13 protein-coding genes are annotated in these 18,380 nt (G+C 50.2%); 2 read left to right on the top strand and 11 right to left on the bottom strand.

Features of this window, described 5'->3' with window-relative positions; translation table 11 throughout:
- Nucleotides 1–65 precede the first annotated feature (65 nt).
- The 3 genes from NDA01_RS13010 to hetZ all read right to left on the bottom strand — a co-directional run bounded on the left by NDA01_RS13010 (nt 66) and on the right by hetZ (nt 4,866).
- Nucleotides 66–2,435, bottom strand: a complete 2,370-nt coding sequence (locus NDA01_RS13010; protein ID WP_348228270.1) for a transglutaminase TgpA family protein — start codon at nt 2,433–2,435, stop codon at nt 66–68.
- A gap of 113 nt (nt 2,436–2,548) precedes the next feature.
- The gene (locus tag NDA01_RS13005) at nt 2,549–3,661 is read right to left on the bottom strand and encodes a PatU (protein WP_348228269.1); all 1,113 of its coding nucleotides are present in this window, start codon (nt 3,659–3,661) and stop codon (nt 2,549–2,551) included.
- An 11-nt stretch (nt 3,662–3,672) separates the two neighbouring features.
- A complete protein-coding gene (hetZ, locus tag NDA01_RS13000; protein WP_348228268.1) occupies nt 3,673–4,866 on the bottom strand; it encodes a heterocyst differentiation protein HetZ in 1,194 nt (397 codons plus the stop codon).
- Nucleotides 4,867–4,942: 76 nt separating this feature from the next.
- On the opposite strand from hetZ, the gene NDA01_RS12995 reads away from it, so the two are divergent.
- Nucleotides 4,943–5,419: a hypothetical protein gene (locus NDA01_RS12995; RefSeq protein WP_190553561.1), complete on the top strand. Its 477-nt coding sequence runs from the start codon at nt 4,943–4,945 to the stop codon at nt 5,417–5,419.
- 78 nt (nt 5,420–5,497) lie between these two features.
- On the opposite strand, the gene sds is transcribed toward NDA01_RS12995, so the two are convergent.
- From sds to NDA01_RS12955, 8 genes are all read right to left on the bottom strand, one after another.
- Complete coding sequence (gene sds, locus NDA01_RS12990) at nt 5,498–6,469, bottom strand: solanesyl diphosphate synthase (RefSeq protein WP_190559889.1); 972 nt, start codon at nt 6,467–6,469, stop codon at nt 5,498–5,500.
- A gap of 992 nt (nt 6,470–7,461) precedes the next feature.
- Nucleotides 7,462–8,382, bottom strand: coding sequence for a glutamate racemase (gene murI, locus NDA01_RS12985; RefSeq protein ID WP_431193396.1), 921 nt, complete (start codon nt 8,380–8,382; stop codon nt 7,462–7,464).
- A 22-nt stretch (nt 8,383–8,404) separates the two neighbouring features.
- On the bottom strand, nt 8,405–10,237 hold the full coding sequence (locus NDA01_RS12980) for an N-acetylmuramoyl-L-alanine amidase (RefSeq protein WP_348228267.1): 1,833 nt from the start codon (nt 10,235–10,237) through the stop codon (nt 8,405–8,407).
- A 537-nt stretch (nt 10,238–10,774) separates the two neighbouring features.
- A complete protein-coding gene (locus NDA01_RS12975; RefSeq protein ID WP_348228379.1) occupies nt 10,775–12,238 on the bottom strand; it encodes a cation:proton antiporter in 1,464 nt (487 codons plus the stop codon).
- A 132-nt stretch (nt 12,239–12,370) separates the two neighbouring features.
- The gene (locus tag NDA01_RS12970) at nt 12,371–13,183 is read right to left on the bottom strand and encodes a carbon-nitrogen hydrolase family protein (protein ID WP_190434786.1); all 813 of its coding nucleotides are present in this window, start codon (nt 13,181–13,183) and stop codon (nt 12,371–12,373) included.
- Nucleotides 13,184–13,348: 165 nt separating this feature from the next.
- Nucleotides 13,349–13,984, bottom strand: coding sequence for an HPP family protein (locus NDA01_RS12965; RefSeq protein ID WP_348228266.1), 636 nt, complete (start codon nt 13,982–13,984; stop codon nt 13,349–13,351).
- 163 nt (nt 13,985–14,147) lie between these two features.
- Nucleotides 14,148–14,852 (bottom strand): PD-(D/E)XK nuclease family protein, encoded by a 705-nt coding sequence (locus tag NDA01_RS12960; RefSeq protein WP_348228265.1) that lies wholly within the window; start codon nt 14,850–14,852, stop codon nt 14,148–14,150.
- A gap of 48 nt (nt 14,853–14,900) precedes the next feature.
- The gene (locus tag NDA01_RS12955) at nt 14,901–17,345 is read right to left on the bottom strand and encodes a hybrid sensor histidine kinase/response regulator (protein WP_348228264.1); all 2,445 of its coding nucleotides are present in this window, start codon (nt 17,343–17,345) and stop codon (nt 14,901–14,903) included.
- A gap of 480 nt (nt 17,346–17,825) precedes the next feature.
- On the opposite strand from NDA01_RS12955, the gene NDA01_RS12950 reads away from it, so the two are divergent.
- A complete protein-coding gene (locus NDA01_RS12950; protein ID WP_348228263.1) occupies nt 17,826–18,176 on the top strand; it encodes a hypothetical protein in 351 nt (116 codons plus the stop codon).
- The last annotated feature ends 204 nt before the right edge of the window (nt 18,177–18,380 follow it).

Here is an 18,380-nt window from a genome sequence, read left to right as displayed (position 1 = left end):
ACAATTTACCCTCCTTAAATGGGAGGGTAAATTGTTTTATCTATGATTGCCCTTGATTATGTAATTTATCGAGCGCTCTGTCTTTGCATCAGACGTTGACTTCTCAATTTCCAGATGGCAAGCGATCTCTTAGCTTGCTGCTTTTTCAAGCTGCGAAACTGCTGCTGTAGCTGCCTCACATTTGCAGCTTGACCTCCATAGCGCCAGCCCACATAGGCATGTGAGATCGCCGCAATCGTTTGACTATACTCTGGCGAGGGGTGGCTGTACCATTGCTGAGCATATTCCAGAGGAGTCTGGGCGGGTCGTTTGTGAAACCCTTGGGTTGCCAACCAAGCCAGCATTTGCTGGTATAGGCTTTCCATCGGCGGTAGTTTGGCCAGCCAGCGTTGATAGCGCCAATTTCGCCAACCTGTCCAACCCAACCAACCTAGAAAAGCCAGCCCAACGGATACAATCAGTCCTGTAAACAGGCCCAGCCATCCTTTGGAAAAGAGACCTAGAAACCAACCGATTGTTCGAGCCAGGATGGTCGCGATCGCATTAAACAAGCCACTGAGAATACCTGTCACCGGAGAAGGCAACCAGCCCGCTACCCACTGCCAAAACTTCCGTAGCACACTAAAAGTTTGGTTTTCTTCCACAGAGGGAGGAATCAGTTCATGACCTGGAATGGGGTCAAACGCAAACCAGCCATACTTGGGAAAGTAAACTTCCGTCATGGCGTAAGCATCGGTATTGCGAACCACATATAACCCAGTGAAGGGATTAAATTCCCCTGGGGCAAACCCAGTTACCAAACGCGCAGGTATCCCGACCGATCGCAACATGACGGTGAGCACGGTTGAAAAATGATCTGGGTAGCCGCCTTCAAAGCGAAAGAGAAACGCTTCGACTAAGTCGTCGTTATCTTCCAGAAAAGCCAAGTCGGGCTGGATCGTATATTGCTGCTTCAAATACTGAGCCAAATAAAGCGCTTGCTCAGAAGGACTAGTAAGCGGATTTGGAGCAGCGGCTAAAATCTCTTGCGTCTTCTGCCGCACCTTGGCTGCAATTTCGGGTGGAACTTGGAGATAGTTTTTCCGTATCGCCTCCGGATAGTCGGTCGCAGCTTTGCTTAGCAACGTTCGGTTGCGGTAAGGCACTTCTGAGACAACCGTGTAGGTAAAGCCTTCTACTAAGGCTAAGGGCGATCGCAAGCTACCTTCTGGATCTATAGCAACCTGACGAGTTGGGAAGTAGAGTTCCTTGGCCCAAGCCATCGCTGGAATCACGTTTGGCAGTTCTTCCGCCACGATCGTATAAGTCTGAACTACTTCCTTGTCTTTGCCCAAAACAATGGGTCTAGGGAGGAAAAATTGATAAGACCAACTAGAGCGGTTAATCGTCTCTGCTTGGTCATTACGCGAAATTTCCCATCCTTGTCCGGTGTAGCGATCGAAGGCGACTACGCGCCAAAAACCTTCTGCTTGCGATCGCACCCGCATTAGAACTTGGGGTTTCATTTGTCCACGCAAGTTCTGATTAATTTGGGTATCAAAACCGTAGTAGTAGGTTTCGTCTAGCTTGCCCTTCCCTCGGCCTTGCCCCCGTTGTCCCGCTTCAGCACCAGATCCTTCTCCTTCACCTTCCTCGCCGCCGCCGCGTCCCCCCCGCACATAACCAGGGTTCAGAATCCGACTCGTGTCAAACTCCCCTTGGAAGTCTACGGGCGCGCTGACCGGAAACGTCCGCAATTGGTAGCCAGGTAGCCTAGGTAGAAAAGCAAAAATGATCAGTCCCAGACTGACTACAACTAGCAGGAAAATACCCAAACGCTTGGGAGCCAGGTCAGCACCGCGGAGTTTCCAGCCTTGGAATACCAATCCCAAACGAGAGCGGTAGTCTAAAACCAGAACAGGTAAGGCGATCGCCACAAATACGAGCAGAAATGGCCCAAATGCTAGCGTTTGGCTGAGCGTACCTGCCACGCCTAGCAGAATCAGACCAATCACCATTGAGTAGCCTAAGTCTTTACGGCGAGGCAGGTCAAAGCTATGCAGAACCTGAAGTTGAATTAATAACTGAGCCAACGCTAAGCGAGTATCGTTCAGCTCGCCAAATAGACGCACAAAAAAAGCCAGTAGCGTCACTAACATGCCAATGGCTAAGCAAAATTTCGTTGGGATGTTGCGATCGCGGCGACGGTACCAGCTCCAAGTGGCCCCCAACAAGCTCAACGGAATCGCCCAATAACTGGTAATCGGCCATTCTGCCACTGCATCCTTGGCTGCGATATCGGTTGCGATAATTCCCACCGTTACCAGTACCTGCACAAGTACTCGTAGTAGGATCGAGTCCTCCACCTCAACGTTTGGCAGTGATTCCAAACGCTGCTGTAGCTGCTGCCAAACAGGGATGCCTCGCCGTTGCCGTACCCCAGGTGAGTTAGACATAGATTTATACAGAAGCAGTTAACTCTAGCCGCTCAGCGGTTGGTAGCAAGCCAACCATAAGCGCCTTGGAGTTATCCTAGCGCTTCTGTACAAAATCAATTCTGGTTAAGCACTCAATCGCTCAGCGGCTGAATCACAAACACCAGCGGCTCTTGCTCCTGGTCGTAGAATTCCACGGTTAGAGGATAAGTTTGATTGGGTTGTGGATCAAATACCTCAACACTAATGCAACCCGGTTGCGATCGAGAAGCGGCTGATTGAGTCGATCGCCCCTGCAACTTTAAGCTGCCACCGGAAGGTAAGCGACCTTGCACCCGGAGTCTTGGTTCTGCTTGAGGCTGATAGCGGATCTCTAAGGTCAACAGCCCTGCTGCTGTTAGCCACTGGCGTTCCAGGCAAGATTGGCTAGCTGAAATCGATAACGTTAGCGAACTTAAAATTTCGCGAGCCGCCAGAAGGGATAGCGCCATTTGCTGCTTCGGTGTAGCCGCTTCATAACTATCGGGAAACTTAGTGCTCGTTTCTAATAGGGAGGATCCCATCTGAGCATCCAAGGTTCCAGAGCGAGCCGGAGATACCAGTACCATACCAGCCAAATCATTCAGAGTCTGAGTATGACCCGGAAATAAGGTCTCAACCGCTCGAACTAATTTGGCTCCTTCCCGCAGAGAAGTTTGCAGCAAATCTTGGCATTGGTCCAGCAATTGAGCCAGAACCGCCTCTGGTAGCGCAACGGGGACACTCAGGTTGCGTAGTTGAGCTGCCCATAACCGCCTGGGAACCTGCCCGACCACAGTTGAGTCAACTTGATCAGGCTCGTAAGCATAGACCTCCGATTCCCAAGGAAACAGAGGTGGATGGCGTTGAATTTCAGTTTGTAATCGACGCTTTAAAAGAGCGTGGAATCTGTCTTGCACAGTAAGTATTTCTCCCGGTTTGAGTGATTGGCTCCCTGAGTGCGGGGAGAAGGCTGGCACTTCACTGGAGTTAGTCAGTGCAAAGTCTATCCCTTCTGAATCCAACGGATCTAAGTCTGCTAATTCAGGACTGTTACTCTTATAGTTAACCGCTGGGTTCGCTTGACTAGAAGCGAGCGGCTCAACCTGAGCCTGGTTGCCTGAATTGATAGAATTGGCACCCGTCTCAGTTGAAAATTCAGCTGAGTTGGAGTCCTGCAGTAGCCATGCGAGTAACTCTTCGGAAAATGATTCAGGATTCTTAGTCATCTCCTAAACCCCTATTCATCTGTAGATGGACTTGCTCCGGATACTAGGCTATTGCGAATTTCCCAAGCTTGCTCCAACAACTGAGACCACTGTTTTTGGATTTGAGTTACTGTGCACCCAACGTCTTGAGCGATCGCGAGATTGGTAAATTGCTGTTGCTTTAGCTGCAATATTCTAAGCTGTTGCGCACTGATTTGCGTTTGAAAGGCCTCCCACTGCTGGGGTGTCAAACCCAGATTATGTTCTAAGTCAGCTTCTAGCCACTGATGCACCAATTCCCAATGGTGAGAGAGCGCAAATCGAATTAAATGGTACTTAAATCGCTGCTGGAGGTAATCCCTCTGACGAGGGGTTAGCCCTAAAATTGCCTCAATTTCATGGGCAGGTAAATCTTGCAGTCGTAAAGCGAAGTAGTCTGCACAGTCACTCTGCTGCCGCTCCTCCAGGTAAGCCATCAGCTCAGTCACAACGGTGTGACGCAAACTATCATCGGCGGGTTCTGGGGCTTGAGCCACCATTTGCTCCCGCAGTTGTTGTACCGAAGCTGCGTTCCAAGCTTGATCGGTTTCTTGAGAAGCTCCCTCGGCGGCTTGCTCAATATCTACGTAAGTTTCTAAGGGTTGCTGTTGCGAGAAGGTTTGGGCTCGCAGAATGATCAATTGCTGATTTCGGTGCCCTGGCAGAGGAATGCGGCGTTTAGCATAGCGCTCTGTAAAGGCCATGTATTCTGCTAGCTCTAGCAAGGTTTTGGGGCAGTAAGCCTTTGGCATCTGGGTTTCCCGCCGAAATGCATTCAAGGCTTCCATGTAAAACCCTTGCAGAAAATCCTCGATCAAGGTTAATCGGGCTTGATAACTGGATTGTCCTTGGGAGGGGGTGATATAGCGATAGATCACGGCACTGAGGGTACTGTGCAGCTCGACTCGACCCCGCCGTGACCCTAGCTTGTAGTAGGTCAAACACTGAGTGAGGCGATGCCGAGCTAAGGTGATCGCCCAAGTTTCTACTTCTCCAGAAGCCTGAATCCGCTTACTTTCAGTGCAAATTCTTTTTACTTCTTGCGTCAAACGCTCTGCTACATCCGTACAATTCTGCTCAGACGCTCCCGTTGCCAGCCTAAGTTCATTGAACAGTAGCTGAAAAATTGCCTCCACGTCGCGGCAGATCTCCCCATGATGGTTAACAGCTAACCAAGACCCTAGCATACTCACCAGCCATAAATTTGAAGCAATTTTGAAGAAAGTCTAGACTGAGAATGATTAATCTTTCCGAGACTCCAGCATGGATCTAGACCAGCAGATTCAAGTCCTGATCGAGCAAGCCCCTCAAGATGGCACTACACCCCGCTTAATTGAAGCGATCGCCCCCATTTTGAAGCAAATAGCAGGACGATTGCGGCACCCTCAATACTATGTCTTACAAACCCTGAATCAGTCTTGGATTGTAACAACCTTAAACCAGCGTTCCCAACCTGGGGTCGAGAAGAACGTTGTTTATGCTTTTTCTACCCTAAAAGATGTGGCGTCAGGCCCTTATCAGTTACAAGATCCTGAGGTGCTGGCGTTACCCATGCCAATCGCGCACATTTTGTTCTACCTCATCTCCATGCCGGGTTTAGATGGCATGATTTTTTTCGATACCCCTGGAAACGTTGATATCGGCACCGAAATTTTACGTGAAGAAGTGACGAAGTTAATTCAAGGACACATGCAACAGCTCTCCACCACAAGCAACAACTTACCGCCGGATGTGGCTTAAGTTGTTGGGTGAACTTTTTAGTTGATTGTCCAATTGCCGAGGCAAGCTGCTTTTGAGGTTCGCTTCCCAACTGGGTGCTTAATGCAGCCGACTCAAGACGTAATCTGCCATTTCTGTTAAAGCTTGGTGGGATTCGGAGGGAGGAAGGTCGCTGAGGCAGGCCACGGCACTTTGGGCATGGTGAGCTGCAAGTTCACGCGATCGCTCCATACCATTGCTCTCTAAAATCAGAGCGATCGCATGATCAAGATCGCCTTCATGAGCAAATTCCCGTTCAATTAAGCCTTCGAGAATCGGGTTTTCTTTAAGGGCAAATAAAACTGGAGCGGTAAGGTTGCCACTCTTTAAATCTGATCCAGCAGGCTTCCCTAAAGCTTCCAAAGAGCCAGTGAAGTCAAAAATGTCATCCACAATTTGGAACGCTAAGCCAATATGACGACCATAGTTGTATAGGTTCTCAGCCATTGGGGATGGAACATCGCTGAGCACACCTGCGGCTTTAGCACTGTTAGCGATGAGGGAAGCTGTTTTGTAATAGCTCTTGTCTAAGTAGGCTTCAATCGACAAGCTAGTATCGAAGCGGTTCAACCCCTGCTGGATTTCCCCCTCGGCCATGTCCATAATCACTTTAGACAGAAGCTTCACAACTTCTAAATTGTCCAAGTTAGCTAAATGCCAAGAAGACTGAGCAAAAAGAAAGTCGCCTGCTAGCACTGCGATGCGGTTTCCGAAGCTGCTATGGACGGTTGGAACACCCCTGCGAACTTCTGATTCATCCACGACATCATCATGGACGAGGCTCGCTGTGTGGATCATTTCAGTGATTTCAGCCAATCGTCGATGCCGAGCAGTGATGTCTTGACCTGGCATGGTGGCTCGCGAGATCAGAAAGACAATCGCTGGCCTCAGCCGTTTTCCCCCCGCTCCAAATAAATGCTCGGCGGCAGCATAGAGAATGGGGTGATGGGCACCAACTAAGTTTTTCAGATTGTCTGTCAAGACCCGTAGGTCAGTTTCGACAGTAGAGAACAAAGAAGTAGCTGAGGTCATGGAGAGGCCAGCTCAGGCGTTACGATATTAGGTTACGAAATTTTACATATCCTAACCTCATTTTAAGCTAACCCTCCCGCATTATGAAAGATTTGTTTTTAGCTGATTGATAATTCGACCTCGTTGTGAGCCAACAGTTACTGTAGATTGGGCGTTTGAGCCTAAGAAATCAACCGCAGAACTTGACTTTGGAAAGGTGACAAGTTTTGCAGTAACCCAATTGTTTGTAATTTTTCGATTGCAGCCACTTCTAGCGACTTAACTTGTGCAGTAAGGTCCAAAAACACGGAAATCGTGTGTTAGTCTAGATGACAAGGATTTCAACAATTTCATACTTTACAAAGCGACTGAGACTGTGAGTTGCCTCAGGGTAACTGTATCGTCTGCTCTACTGAGATACTCAGTAGGTAATGGCAGTTCAGTCTTCTGGTTTCTCCTTATGCTAGTGGCAGTTGGGGTTTTGTCTGCTGCCTAAATCAAAAGACTTATGTTGTTGGGGTTGTAGCTTACAATCTTAGTCTTTTGTAGCCGAACCAGAATTTGAGGGGCTAGAGGCGGCAGTTAGGCTGAGCAACTTGATAGAGATTAGTTGGTGTGTCTAGGGGCTACACCAGTGATTTCTTGCAGGCTAATTTAGCTTTGTTTGTCTGAGCTTGCTTTCCTTCGCCAACCCCCGCTTTGCTCCTGGCCGTCTTATGTATCACGATATTCCAGCCATTATTCTGCTCCTAGCCACAGGGTACTTATTTACAATCTATTTGCTACTGATGTTGGCTCAGCGAAGTTCTAAGGTGCCACGCTAAATTGTTTCGCTTAGCCAGAAAGACGGAGTACTCTAGAAGTTGAGTGCTTGAAGTAAGTGGTGGCGTAGCTCTGAGGCTAGCGATCGCTCAAATTGCGCTGTCTTAATCTTCCCCCCTGCCCAGAAAAAATACCAAGACTAGAGTTGCTCCAGCCTTGGCCTAGAGAAGCGGTAACAGCTCAGCGGTGGTTCAAGAAACAATTTGACTCCGTACTTCTGGAAGATTGATTTTTTCGACGGTCGGGGTGAATCCAAGCCACTGGACAGAAATTTGAGCGAACTGTTCCGGGTTGCCACTTACACAAAAGCGGGTAGGTAGCGGCAACCGGATATTTCTCAACCCGAGTAACTCTAGTTCTTGGGCTGCTGCGGCTACCACACTAACTGCCGGATCGACTAGCTTCACAGAGGGGGGCAATAGGCTGCGTAGTACAGGTGCCAAGTGAGGATAGTGGGTACAGCCGTAAACAAGCGTGTCGATCTGTTGCTGCAAAAGGGGAGCTAAATACTCCTGAGCGACTTGGTAGGTGTAAGGATCGCTAATGCGGTTTTGCTCTACCAAGGGCACAAACTCCGGACACCCTACTTGCCACACTTCAGCCGTTTCATCCACTTCTTGAACAGCCTGACGGTAGGCATTGCTAGCTGCGGTGGCAGGAGTGGCAATCACACCAATGCGGCTGCCCTGCTGAACTGCGGCGCGGGCTCCTGGCAAGATTAAACCCAAGATGGGAATTTTGAACTCCCGCCGGACTGCTTCTAAAGCCAAAGCTGAGCTGGTGTTGCAGGCCATGATTGCCATCTTGACCCCTTGTTGCACCATCCAGGTCAAAATCTCCCGCACAAACTGCAAAATCTCTGCTTGCGATCGCGTGCCATAGGGAAGGCGAGCCGTATCTCCAAAGTAGAGAATTGACTCGTTGGGCAATTGCCGATACAGCTCTCGCAAAACTGTGAGTCCCCCGACCCCACTGTCAAACACACCAATGTAGGCCCGCTGTCGTTCTGTGGCAAACGGTGTAGGCAGATTGGGTTCTAAGCTAGCTTGCGGCTCTGAGGTCAAATTGTCGCTAGGAAGGGAAGTGGAGTGCGGCTGTGAGTGGTTAGACACGGATGGTTGCATTCAGGTGGAACTAAAAGTTTTGCTGGATGTACTGTAGAACACCACGTGCGATCGCGTCAGCCATTTGAGTCCGATAACTCGACGTTGACAGTCTAGCCGCGTCTTCTGCACCAGTCACAAAGCCAACCTCTACTAAGACTGAAGGCATAGAAGTTTTGCGTAGCACAAAGAATCGCGCTGAGCGAACTCCGCGATCGCGGGCTCCAGTCCCTTGAAGCACGTTGCTATGGATAGTCCGAGCCAAGCGTTCGCCGCTGCTGTAATAGTAGGTTTCCAGACCATTGACGTCAGGTCGGCTCATGCTAATGGCGTTAGCGTGGATACTGACAAACAAGCTAGCATTCGCTCGCTCTGCTAAGGCAACGCGAGGTTCCAAATCTAAGTCTCGGTCATCTTCGCGCGTCAGAACTGCCTGCACACCTTGTTGCTGTAGTCTTGCGGCTACCTGACGGGAAATGTCCATAGTAATGCCCTTCTCTTGGAGCCCGCCAATGCCAACGGCACCCGGATCAGGTCCGCCATGCCCTGGGTCAACGATCACGACTAGCCGCCCATTGGGAACGCGAGGCAGGTTGGTCGTGGGTGGTCTGTTGGTGGGAGGTGGGACTGGAATAGACCCGACTGTGCTACCTGGAGGCAGCACTGGTGCTGGACGCGACCGTTGCAGTTGTAAGGCCAGTATTTGGTTGCTGGGCTGGTTAATGTCCCCAACTTGCACACCCGCTGCGGGTTGGAGCAAAATGACGACTGTCTGGGGGTCTTCTTGCCGCACGCGTACTCGTAGCAACGCACTACTTGCATCCAATTTAGGCCCCCGCACCCGGTCAGCCAATCGAGCCGAGTTGAGTGTAATCCGGTATAGCCCCGAATTGCGGTCCCAGCCAGTGGTGTAGGTGAACGAGCGATCGCCGCGAATCAGCAGTTGATTACCGTTATTTTCTAGGTCCACCGCTTCAATGGTGGCTACCTGATTTGTATCCGGAGGGCTGGTGGGAACTGGACGCGAGTTATTGGGGGTGGGGCGCTGGCTATCGACTGTGGCTGCTGTTACTCCTCCGGTGGGAACGAGGACTACGCCACCCAAGTTACTGACTGTAGCTTGCCAATTGGGGCTGCTTCTCGCCACATTGAGGGTGATGCGCGCGACTGGAGGAGATGCTTGGGCTTGAGTCACCTGAAGCTGACTGACTCCATAGCGGTTAATCGATAGCGATCGCTGGGTCAGGCGAGGAGAAATAGCGGTCCCTTTAAGGGAAATTTCGATTTGCTGTCCATTATTACTGCGATCGACTTTGACCTCTGGAGCTCTACCCGTCGTCCGGACAAAGATGCCATCAGGGGTGACCTGGACATTCTGAATTTGAGTGGTAGCCCCCGTCACTACTGGGGAAGTGGCTGGAGGTGTAGGGTTGACAGGTGAACCGGGGACTACGACCCCAGGATTATTTGACGATACAGGTTGAGGAGTCGGCAGTTGCACAGACCATTGATTGGCCGAACGGCCTCGAAACTTGACTTGCTGTGGGTCAAGCGTATAGCCCGGTGTCAGCTCCACAACGATGCGAGTGGTTTGAGGATCAAACTGGCCGACCCGAATAGAACGGATGGCTCCGCCCACTAATTGATTTCTCAAAGCTCCGCCCACCTTAGTACCTGGTAAGTCAATTACCAAGCGCGTGGGATTAGCAATCAATTGCGCTCTGGGTTGCACCCCATCGTCAGTTGTGAAGTCAAGTTGATTTTGATTGGCATTAAATTGCCAAGACTGTAGTCTAGCCGCTTCTGCAGGGGACGACAGCAAAATAATGCCCAGAAAGCTGGGTAGTAGCCAGTGAAGCCTCACTGTGATTTCTCCTCGTTTGGATTGCGTCGCTGTAAGCTATTGGCGAGTTGGAAATCAACCCAATTCAGTAAGCCAAACCCCATGCTGGGCTACGTTCCTCTGCTAAGTTCAAACTTGAAGGCTGCGTTGAAAAATACCACGATTTAGGTCACACCACAGCCTTAGAAGCTAGAAGTTGATTAGCTAGTAGGCTCTTTTGCCTGAACCAGACTGCTCCAACAGCGTTATTCCATTGGTCATTGGCAACTGACTTGTTGCTCCACATTCCTCACACCCACCAATCTTTCAAGTTAGAGTCTCGGTTAAACGCATAATTTGCAGACGTTGCTTGCAGCTTCGACGATGCCAACGGACTCGGCCATCGTTTTGCAGCAGCCTGCTGCGCTCAGACTCACTGTTCAATTGAGATTGATAAGCGATTGGACGCAGACTCAGCCACACAAGTTTCATCCAATAGTGTTAATCAACCTACAGCGAACCTCCTCAGGATTCTGAGGTGGAAATCCTCCAAATGTACCCGTTGTCTCAGCTGATTGGCTAATGTTGCCCAGGCTCGCTGGTGGATTCGAGAGTGTCTGATTCAACGCGATCGCCTTGCAGTCCAACGGTTTCACTCAAGGGTTGAGTCTGACCTGCTGCCAACGCCAAGTCTGCTGGCTCACTGGCTGAGGCATCCGGGCCATTTTGAAACACCAGCCGCAGCAGAGGAGGTGCGACAAAAGTGGTAAGAATCACCATGACGATGATGGCTGCTTCTAAAGATTTGGAAAGGACACCACTCGCCGACCCTACGCCAGCAAAGACTAAGCCCACTTCGCCCCGCGGAATCATGCCAACTCCAATGGCTAGCCGATTAATGTTGGGCTGACCAAACACTGTTAATCCGGTGATGACTTTACCCAGGATCGCCACCACGATCAAAAAGGCTGCCATAATCAACCCTTCCCGATTACTGGGAATCGCTGGATTGAGGACACCAATATCCGTTCTAGCACCCACGGTGACAAAGAAAATCGGCACGAGCATGTCGGCAATGGGGATAACCTGTTTTTCTAGCTCACCACGTTTTTCTGTCTCTGCCAGAATCAAGCCTGCCGCGAATGCCCCCAAAATGGCTTCCAACTGGATTGCGGCTGCAATGTAGGACAAGATGAAAGCAAAGATTAAGGCAGAAATCAGCAGTTGGCCGCGAGTCTTGAGCTGGTTGACCAAGGAGACAAAGAAGGGGCTGAGAAAGCGACCCAGGAGAATCGAGCCTACTAAGAAGACTGTGGCGCTGATAATTAGATAAATTACATTCGCGACTTCAATTTCTCCGGTTTTGGCAAGGCTCGCTACGACCGCTAGAACAATGATGCCAAGCACGTCATCTAAGACCGCCGCGCCGATGATAATCTGGCCTTCACGTGAGCTGAGGCGCTGAATCTCTGCCAAAACTCTCGCGGTGATGCCAATACTAGTAGCGGTTAGAGCCGCCCCAGCAAAAATTGCGGGTATCGTGGGCACGCCAAAAATGGTGATAAGCCCAATTGTGCCTGCGGCAAAAGGTGCAGCTACTCCTACCACAGCCACCACTGCTGCTTGAGGACCCACCCGAATCAGTTCTTTTAAGTCTGATTCCAGCCCGATTTCAAACAGCAAAATCACAACACCCAGTTCCGCCAGAACCGAGATAACTTCGCTCTGAGCGGAAAACAGGCTCGCGATCGCTTCCGAACTCAAGCCTGTGGTCATTTGGATGAAATTCATGATTACGGAGGTGGAAGCATCGGCCCCACCTTCCGGAAAAACCAACAAATGTAGGGCCGAGACACCCACGACAACACCGCCCACCAGCTCTCCTAAAACTGGCGGCAAGTTAATTCGAGCGCAAAGTTCACCACCAATTTTGCTAGCTAAGTAAACGACAACTAAGCTCAGCAATACTCCTGCTAGGACCAGAGCACTACTCTCCGTTTCCGCTGCCGTTGCCAGCAAGGGAGCAGGAGGAACAAAAGGCATGGAGAAGATGGAGGAGGCTACCCAGGCAGTTAAATCAGCCATTGCTTCCGCAGAACTCATTCTGTCTAATGTACAGGTTTCTTTACAGAATTAATCTGCTCTAGGCTATGAGTCCTGCCAGAAACGCTGGATTTAGACAAACACGCGATGCTGCAAGGAAGGCATTTGACGACGGACTTGATCTAGACGCGCAGGTTCAATCGAGGCGATCGCAATCCCTGGTTTATCTCCCGCATCCGCTAAAATCACGCCCCAGGGGTCAATGATCATGGCATGGCCGTGTGACTGCCGTATGCTGTTGTGGCGACCTGTTTGGGCGGGTGCAACCACATAACAAGTATTTTCGATCGCTCTAGCTTGCAGCAAAACTTGCCAATGGTCTTTGCCTGTATAGGCTGTGAATGCAGCAGGCACAAAAAGCACTTCCGCACCCATTTGAGACAAATGCCGATATAGCTCTGGAAAGCGTACGTCGTAACACACCGACAGCCCAATCTGGCCCAACTCCTTAGAAGGATGGATGGGCGGCACCCGCATGCCTGCGAGTACACTGCTAGATTCGCGGTAGGTGTTGCCGTCCGGTAGGTCAACGTCAAACAAATGTGCCTTTTCGTAGCGAGCCAACTCTTGTCCGCTCGGATCAATCAACAAGGCTGTGTTGTAAACTTTGCCATTGCCGACAGGAACCGGAAACCCACCGCCCAAGATGGTGACTTGAAAACGCTGAGCCATTGTTTTGAGGAATTTTTCGCTCTCAACGGCGATCGCTTCTGCTTGATCCAGCTTGGCGTCCTCATCTCCTAAAAAGGAAAAATTTTCTGGCAACCCGATTAATTCTGCGCCCTGCCGCACTGCAAGGTCGATCAGTTCTTCTGCCTGCACTAAATTTTTTTCCAAATTAGGCAGACTATTCATTTGAATGGCGGCAGCCAGATAAGACTTCATAGATGTCGCTAACAAAGATGCAAGGTCAGTAATGTGAGCTAGAACCAATATTGTGGCCTATATCCATCTTCCCTTGCAAAGTCGCATGGTTTATCACCTTTGGGTTTGACTGCAACGATTCTTAGCTTGCCGCGTCTTTTTGCTGCGTTTTTCGGGTCGTAATTCCTAAAGCCAGTACTTAGGATATTTTCGATCTTCTGCCAGGTTATTAAATACGACCGCGCACAACACCAGCAAAATCGAGCCTGTCAGTACTGGGGTAAAGAAAAATTTCCAACTTGCCCCTGTCATGATGATCACGAGTGGGTCAGCTCCGGCGGGTGGATGCAGCGTATGAGTCAACTGCATACAACCGATCGCGGTTGCTACTGCCAGCGCCATCACCCAAGCCTCCGAGCCAAACAGATGCAAGCAAGCCAAGCCAATCAGACTCGCTAGACAGTGGCCACCCACAATGTTACGCGGTTGAGCCAAAGGACTTTCAGGCGCTGCGAAAGCTAAAACGCAGGTAGCTCCAAACGGCGCAATCAACATTGGAGCTTGAGCGATCGCCGAACTGTATCCGGTGGTGGCGATCGCTAAGAAAGCGCCCAACCATGACCACAACACATATTTATAATTCGGCTGCGGCAGTTGAATGGGTGTTCCCCGCATTTTGCCAACATAGTTGTTCCATCGCTGAGGCCATCGCTTGACCCGAACAAACCGCCTGATGTTATTTGCCTTAAAGCGGCGTGGGGGTGAAGCTGGTAATGACTGATCTAGCTCTACTCTACGCAGGTTGAGAAAGTGGCTTTTCATAGGAGAGTCGTGTAAGCCCTTGTCTATGGGGACAGGTGATACACAAAATTTGATGATGAATTGTTCTGTATGTTACAGATTTTTGAGCAATAAGGCAATAATACTTAGCGCAGAGAGCAGCGATCGCAGGTTTCTACGCTCTAACCTTTTCATCCTTTATCCTTCATCCTTCCCCTTTCCCCCAATACCTTGCCCGCCGCCAAAATTCTGCGACTCTGGCTTCCCATTCTTGCCAGTAAGCACTGAGGGTTTCTGAGTCAAACCAAAACACTTCGGCTGCTAGGCCAGGAAGAGCCACAACTAACAATCCGTGCGCCAAGTTTAGTTCGTGGTCTTGATATAGCTGATTAGCTGCGCCTAAATAGGCAACTAACTGTAAGGGATAATCGTACAGCCGCTCTATGGTTTGCTTTGGCTTATCTGCTGTTTTCCACTCACAGACACAGGGCACGCCTTGATAGCTGGCAACACAGTCTACCTGTCCGGCGTAACCCAAGTCTTCATGAAATACGAAGCCTTCGACTAAGCGAATCTGGTGAATTTCCTGCAACACGGGTGCGACACTGTCCCAATAAGGTTGCACGGTTTCTGAGCAAACCACTGCTTCACCGGACAAATAACGCTGGATTTGCTTGTGGGTGCCTGTCCCGCGTCGGCTTGCGGCCCCAGAAATGCGAGTGGCTTCGGCGGCCCCTACGCGATCGCGCCAATTTGCTAAAGCTTCGCGATGAGCCTGGGGTTTAGTGGCATTGAGAATGGTGGTGACACTCGGTAAACGTCTACCTTGGTTATTGACATAATATTGTTTGCCGTTTTCGCGTACTGTTTTGGCGGTGTAGTGGGGGAGTCGCTGCGATTCCAAGGACATAGATCAAGAGCAAACGCTTTATTCTAGAAGTTTGTAGCCTCTGGCGCTCTAATCCACTCGTCCCATCAGTTGGGCGATCGCCTTAATTAGATAATCAGGCTCGATGGGTTTGGCGACATGCTGTTGGAAACCAGCCGCTAGCACTTGTTGCTGATTCAGCTCTCCTGCATAGGCGGTTAGGGCGATCGCGGGAATACTGCCACCTTGCTCGGGGGGCAGCGATCGCACTTGACGAATCAGCATATAACCGTCCATTTGCGGCATGCCAATGTCACTCAAAAGCAAATCATGTTGAGCTTGGCTCAGCGCTTCTAAGGCTGCTCCCGCAGAACTTACAGCAGTGACGGTTGCGCCTGCTTGGCTCAAGATGAACTCCACCACTTCTCTGGTGTCGGCATCATCATCCACCAGCAAAATTCTCACGGCTATTAGCCAGGGTTGCAGGCTGAGAACGGGAGCATCCCCAGGGAGCAGTTCATGCTGATCCCTTTCTTCAACTTGCCACAGTGGTAAACGGATGACAAAGGTGGCTCCTTGCCCTTCTCCGGCGCTAGCAGCTTGAATCATGCCACCATGCAGCTCTACCAAATGCCGAGCGATCGCCAGTCCTAGACCTAAGCCGCCGAAGATGCGAGTGGTGGTGCTGTCTGCTTGGCGAAAGTAGTCAAAGATATAGGACAGAAATTCTGGGGCGATACCCTTGCCCGTATCACTCACGCGAATTTGGGCTTGACTCCCTATTTGTTCTAGCTTTACTTCTACTTGCCCGCCTGCGGGGGTGAACTTTACTGCATTAGACAGCAAATTCCAAATTACTTGTTGGAGTCGGTTTTGATCCCCCAGAACTTGACCAACGCCGTCCTCGAAGAAGGTGTGAATGCGAATCGATTTAGCTTCTGCTGCCAACCGGACTGTTTCGATCGCAGCGGCAATCACAGCTACTAAATTCACGGGATGAGCCGTCAAGGTCAGCTTCCCTTGGAGAATCCGAGAGACATCGAGCAGATCTTCGATGAGCTGAGTTTGCAGCTTGGCATTGCGCTCAATGGTTTCTAGGGCTAAATCCACTTTGGCGGGTTCTAGCTTGCCGCCTCTGAGTAACTTGGCCCAGCCCAAAATGGGATTCAGAGGGGTGCGTAATTCGTGAGAGAGCACCGCCAAAAATTCGTCTTTGATGCGGTTGGCTGCTTCTGCTTCTGCGCGTAGGCGTCTCTGCTCCTGATATAGCTCGGTTGTGCCGATGGCTGAAGCCGACAAGTTAGCCAAGGCCATCCCCACTCGGATTTCGGTATCGTGGAATGGGTGGGGTTGGTGGTAATAAAACACCAAAGTCCCAGAGGTTTCTCCATGAATTTTTAGCGGTAGTACTAGGAGCGCCATGATTCCTTCTTGGCGATAGCCCGCTTTGCGCATTTCTAGGAGGGGCGACTGTTCTACATCCTCGATCACAAATGGTTCGTCGGGCATCGTGGGTGTAGCAGTTGTCACCTGAATCACAGATTGTTGGTAAGCCTCGGACAATCCGGCGGCTGAAACAACTTGCCATTTGTTTAGGGAGGGTAGGAAACGCCAGACGGCATAAGCATCAGCAGCAATGAGATTGCAAGACAGGTCTAAAATCTTAGGCAGCAGTACGGTCAGCTCTAGAGAACTAATTAAGGTACTAGAAGCTTCGACTAACAAAGTCAGCTTTTGCTCAACGCTTTGCTGGAGCCGCAATCCTGCTTCTCGTTCTTGCAGAGCGGCTTGGGCAGTTTGATAGAGACGGGCATTATCTACGGCGATCGCGGCTCGTTGCGCTAAATCTTCTGCCAAAACCAGATCTACTGTGTTGTACTGCCACTTTGATTCAGCCGTGGCGAAGGTAATCACTCCTAAGACGCGATCGCGAGCAATCAGCGGCACCACCATTGCAGATTGGCAACTCAAACTCCGCAACAGCTCTAAATGTTCAGCGTTCTGAGCATAAGCAACTAACATCTCCTCAGAGATATGAGGAATCAGTTCTGAGGCTCTCGTTCGTACCGCATAGGCAGGCCCAGAGGCAGCGTCAGTTGGGGGAGGATAAAGCTGATTTAGCTGCCAAGCTTGGGCTACTTTCGTGGCGTCGGGGTGGGCAATGGCTAAGCGTCGCAAGGTCCCGTCCTGATTTAAGACATCCACCAAACACCAATCAGCGATCGGCGGGACGGCGAGTTGAGCCACACTTTCCAAGGTCGCTTCGTAGTCGAGAGAACTAGCCAGAACTCGGCTGGCTTCTGCTAAAAATGCGGCTCGTCTTTCGGCTGATTCTGCGACTGTCCGAGCGGCCTGCTCGCGCAACAGCAGTTGTTGGCGCTCAGCCTCTGCTTGCTTTAGTGCCTGGGTATGCTGATGCAAAACCTCCAGTTCATGATTTTGCTGCCGTAGTGCTGCAATTTCGTCGAGGAGTTGCTCTCTGGTTTTGTCTTCATCTTTCATCAGCAAATCTTGGTTGAGATTGCTCTCAAACACTACGAACCAAACACTAATCGCCAGTCACAGTAGCAGACTTGAGGCCTTCCATGATGCTGTGGAAGTTTCAGTCGGCTGAAGCGGAGTGACTTCTGTCAACCTGCCCTCTAGATGGTCGTGCGACCGCGAAACCTCAAAAATTTTGCCATCTATATCTAAAGTTATAGAAGCACTCCGGATGATTGGAAGCACCATTTAGAGCAAATTCCTTAAACTTAAGCTACGCGATCGCTCTTGAGGTGCTGCTCTTGAGGTGCTGCTAAGGGCGATCGTACAAGTATCTAATTAACTCCCTGGGCCTAGCATTCATACTTCGTAATTCTTTGGCCAAGAGTAATGTACCTTCTGGTAGACGGCGCTGCTTCCTAAGACGCCGTAGGATTCGTGTCAAAAGGATATTGATACCGCTGTTATCGATCGCGCTGCTGGTTGTATTGATCAAGGCCTGCAAAGTCTAACTAGAATCACGAGGAAATGGGTATGCAACGAATTCTTACCGCTATTGGACAGTTTGTTCGCAGTAGTCTAGTAGTGATAGCGCTGGTTGGCTTACTGAGCTTATCGAGCCTAATCATTTCGCAAGCTAGCTATGCGGGCGACGCAAACGTACCTAACTTCAGAGCTGACCAAGCCAACCCATCTAAGGCAGAGAAGCAGTCGGTTGAAAAGCGTGAGCAAGCTTACAACAACGCCACAAAAGTCGCTAAAGATTCCAGTGCTTTGGAGCAAGAGTACGAAAAAAATCTAGAATCCTATCAAGAGCAGCAGCCAAACTCAGGAATTATCAAAGGGGCAAAGCAGCTAATTGAAAAAGTGACGGGTAACGACTAGAAGTAGATAGATTATTTTGCTTACCCAGCGAAAATCTATTTACCAATTCTGCCAAAGTTAGCTATTTCAACCACTGACCTAAGTTCTTAAACTAGCCTGATCTCCCCATCCAAATTTCAGAAACTGGATGGGGTTTTCTTATGTCTAAATCAATGGCTCCATCACCAGCCGTAAGCTGATGAAGTGCGCCTCTCATAAACTATT

The sequence above is a fragment of the Trichocoleus desertorum AS-A10 genome, assembly GCF_039962155.1.
Lineage (GTDB): Bacteria > Cyanobacteriota > Cyanobacteriia > FACHB-46 > FACHB-46 > Trichocoleus.
Note: the sequence above shows the minus strand (reverse complement) of the source record. Positions and strands in the feature narration are given on the sequence as shown.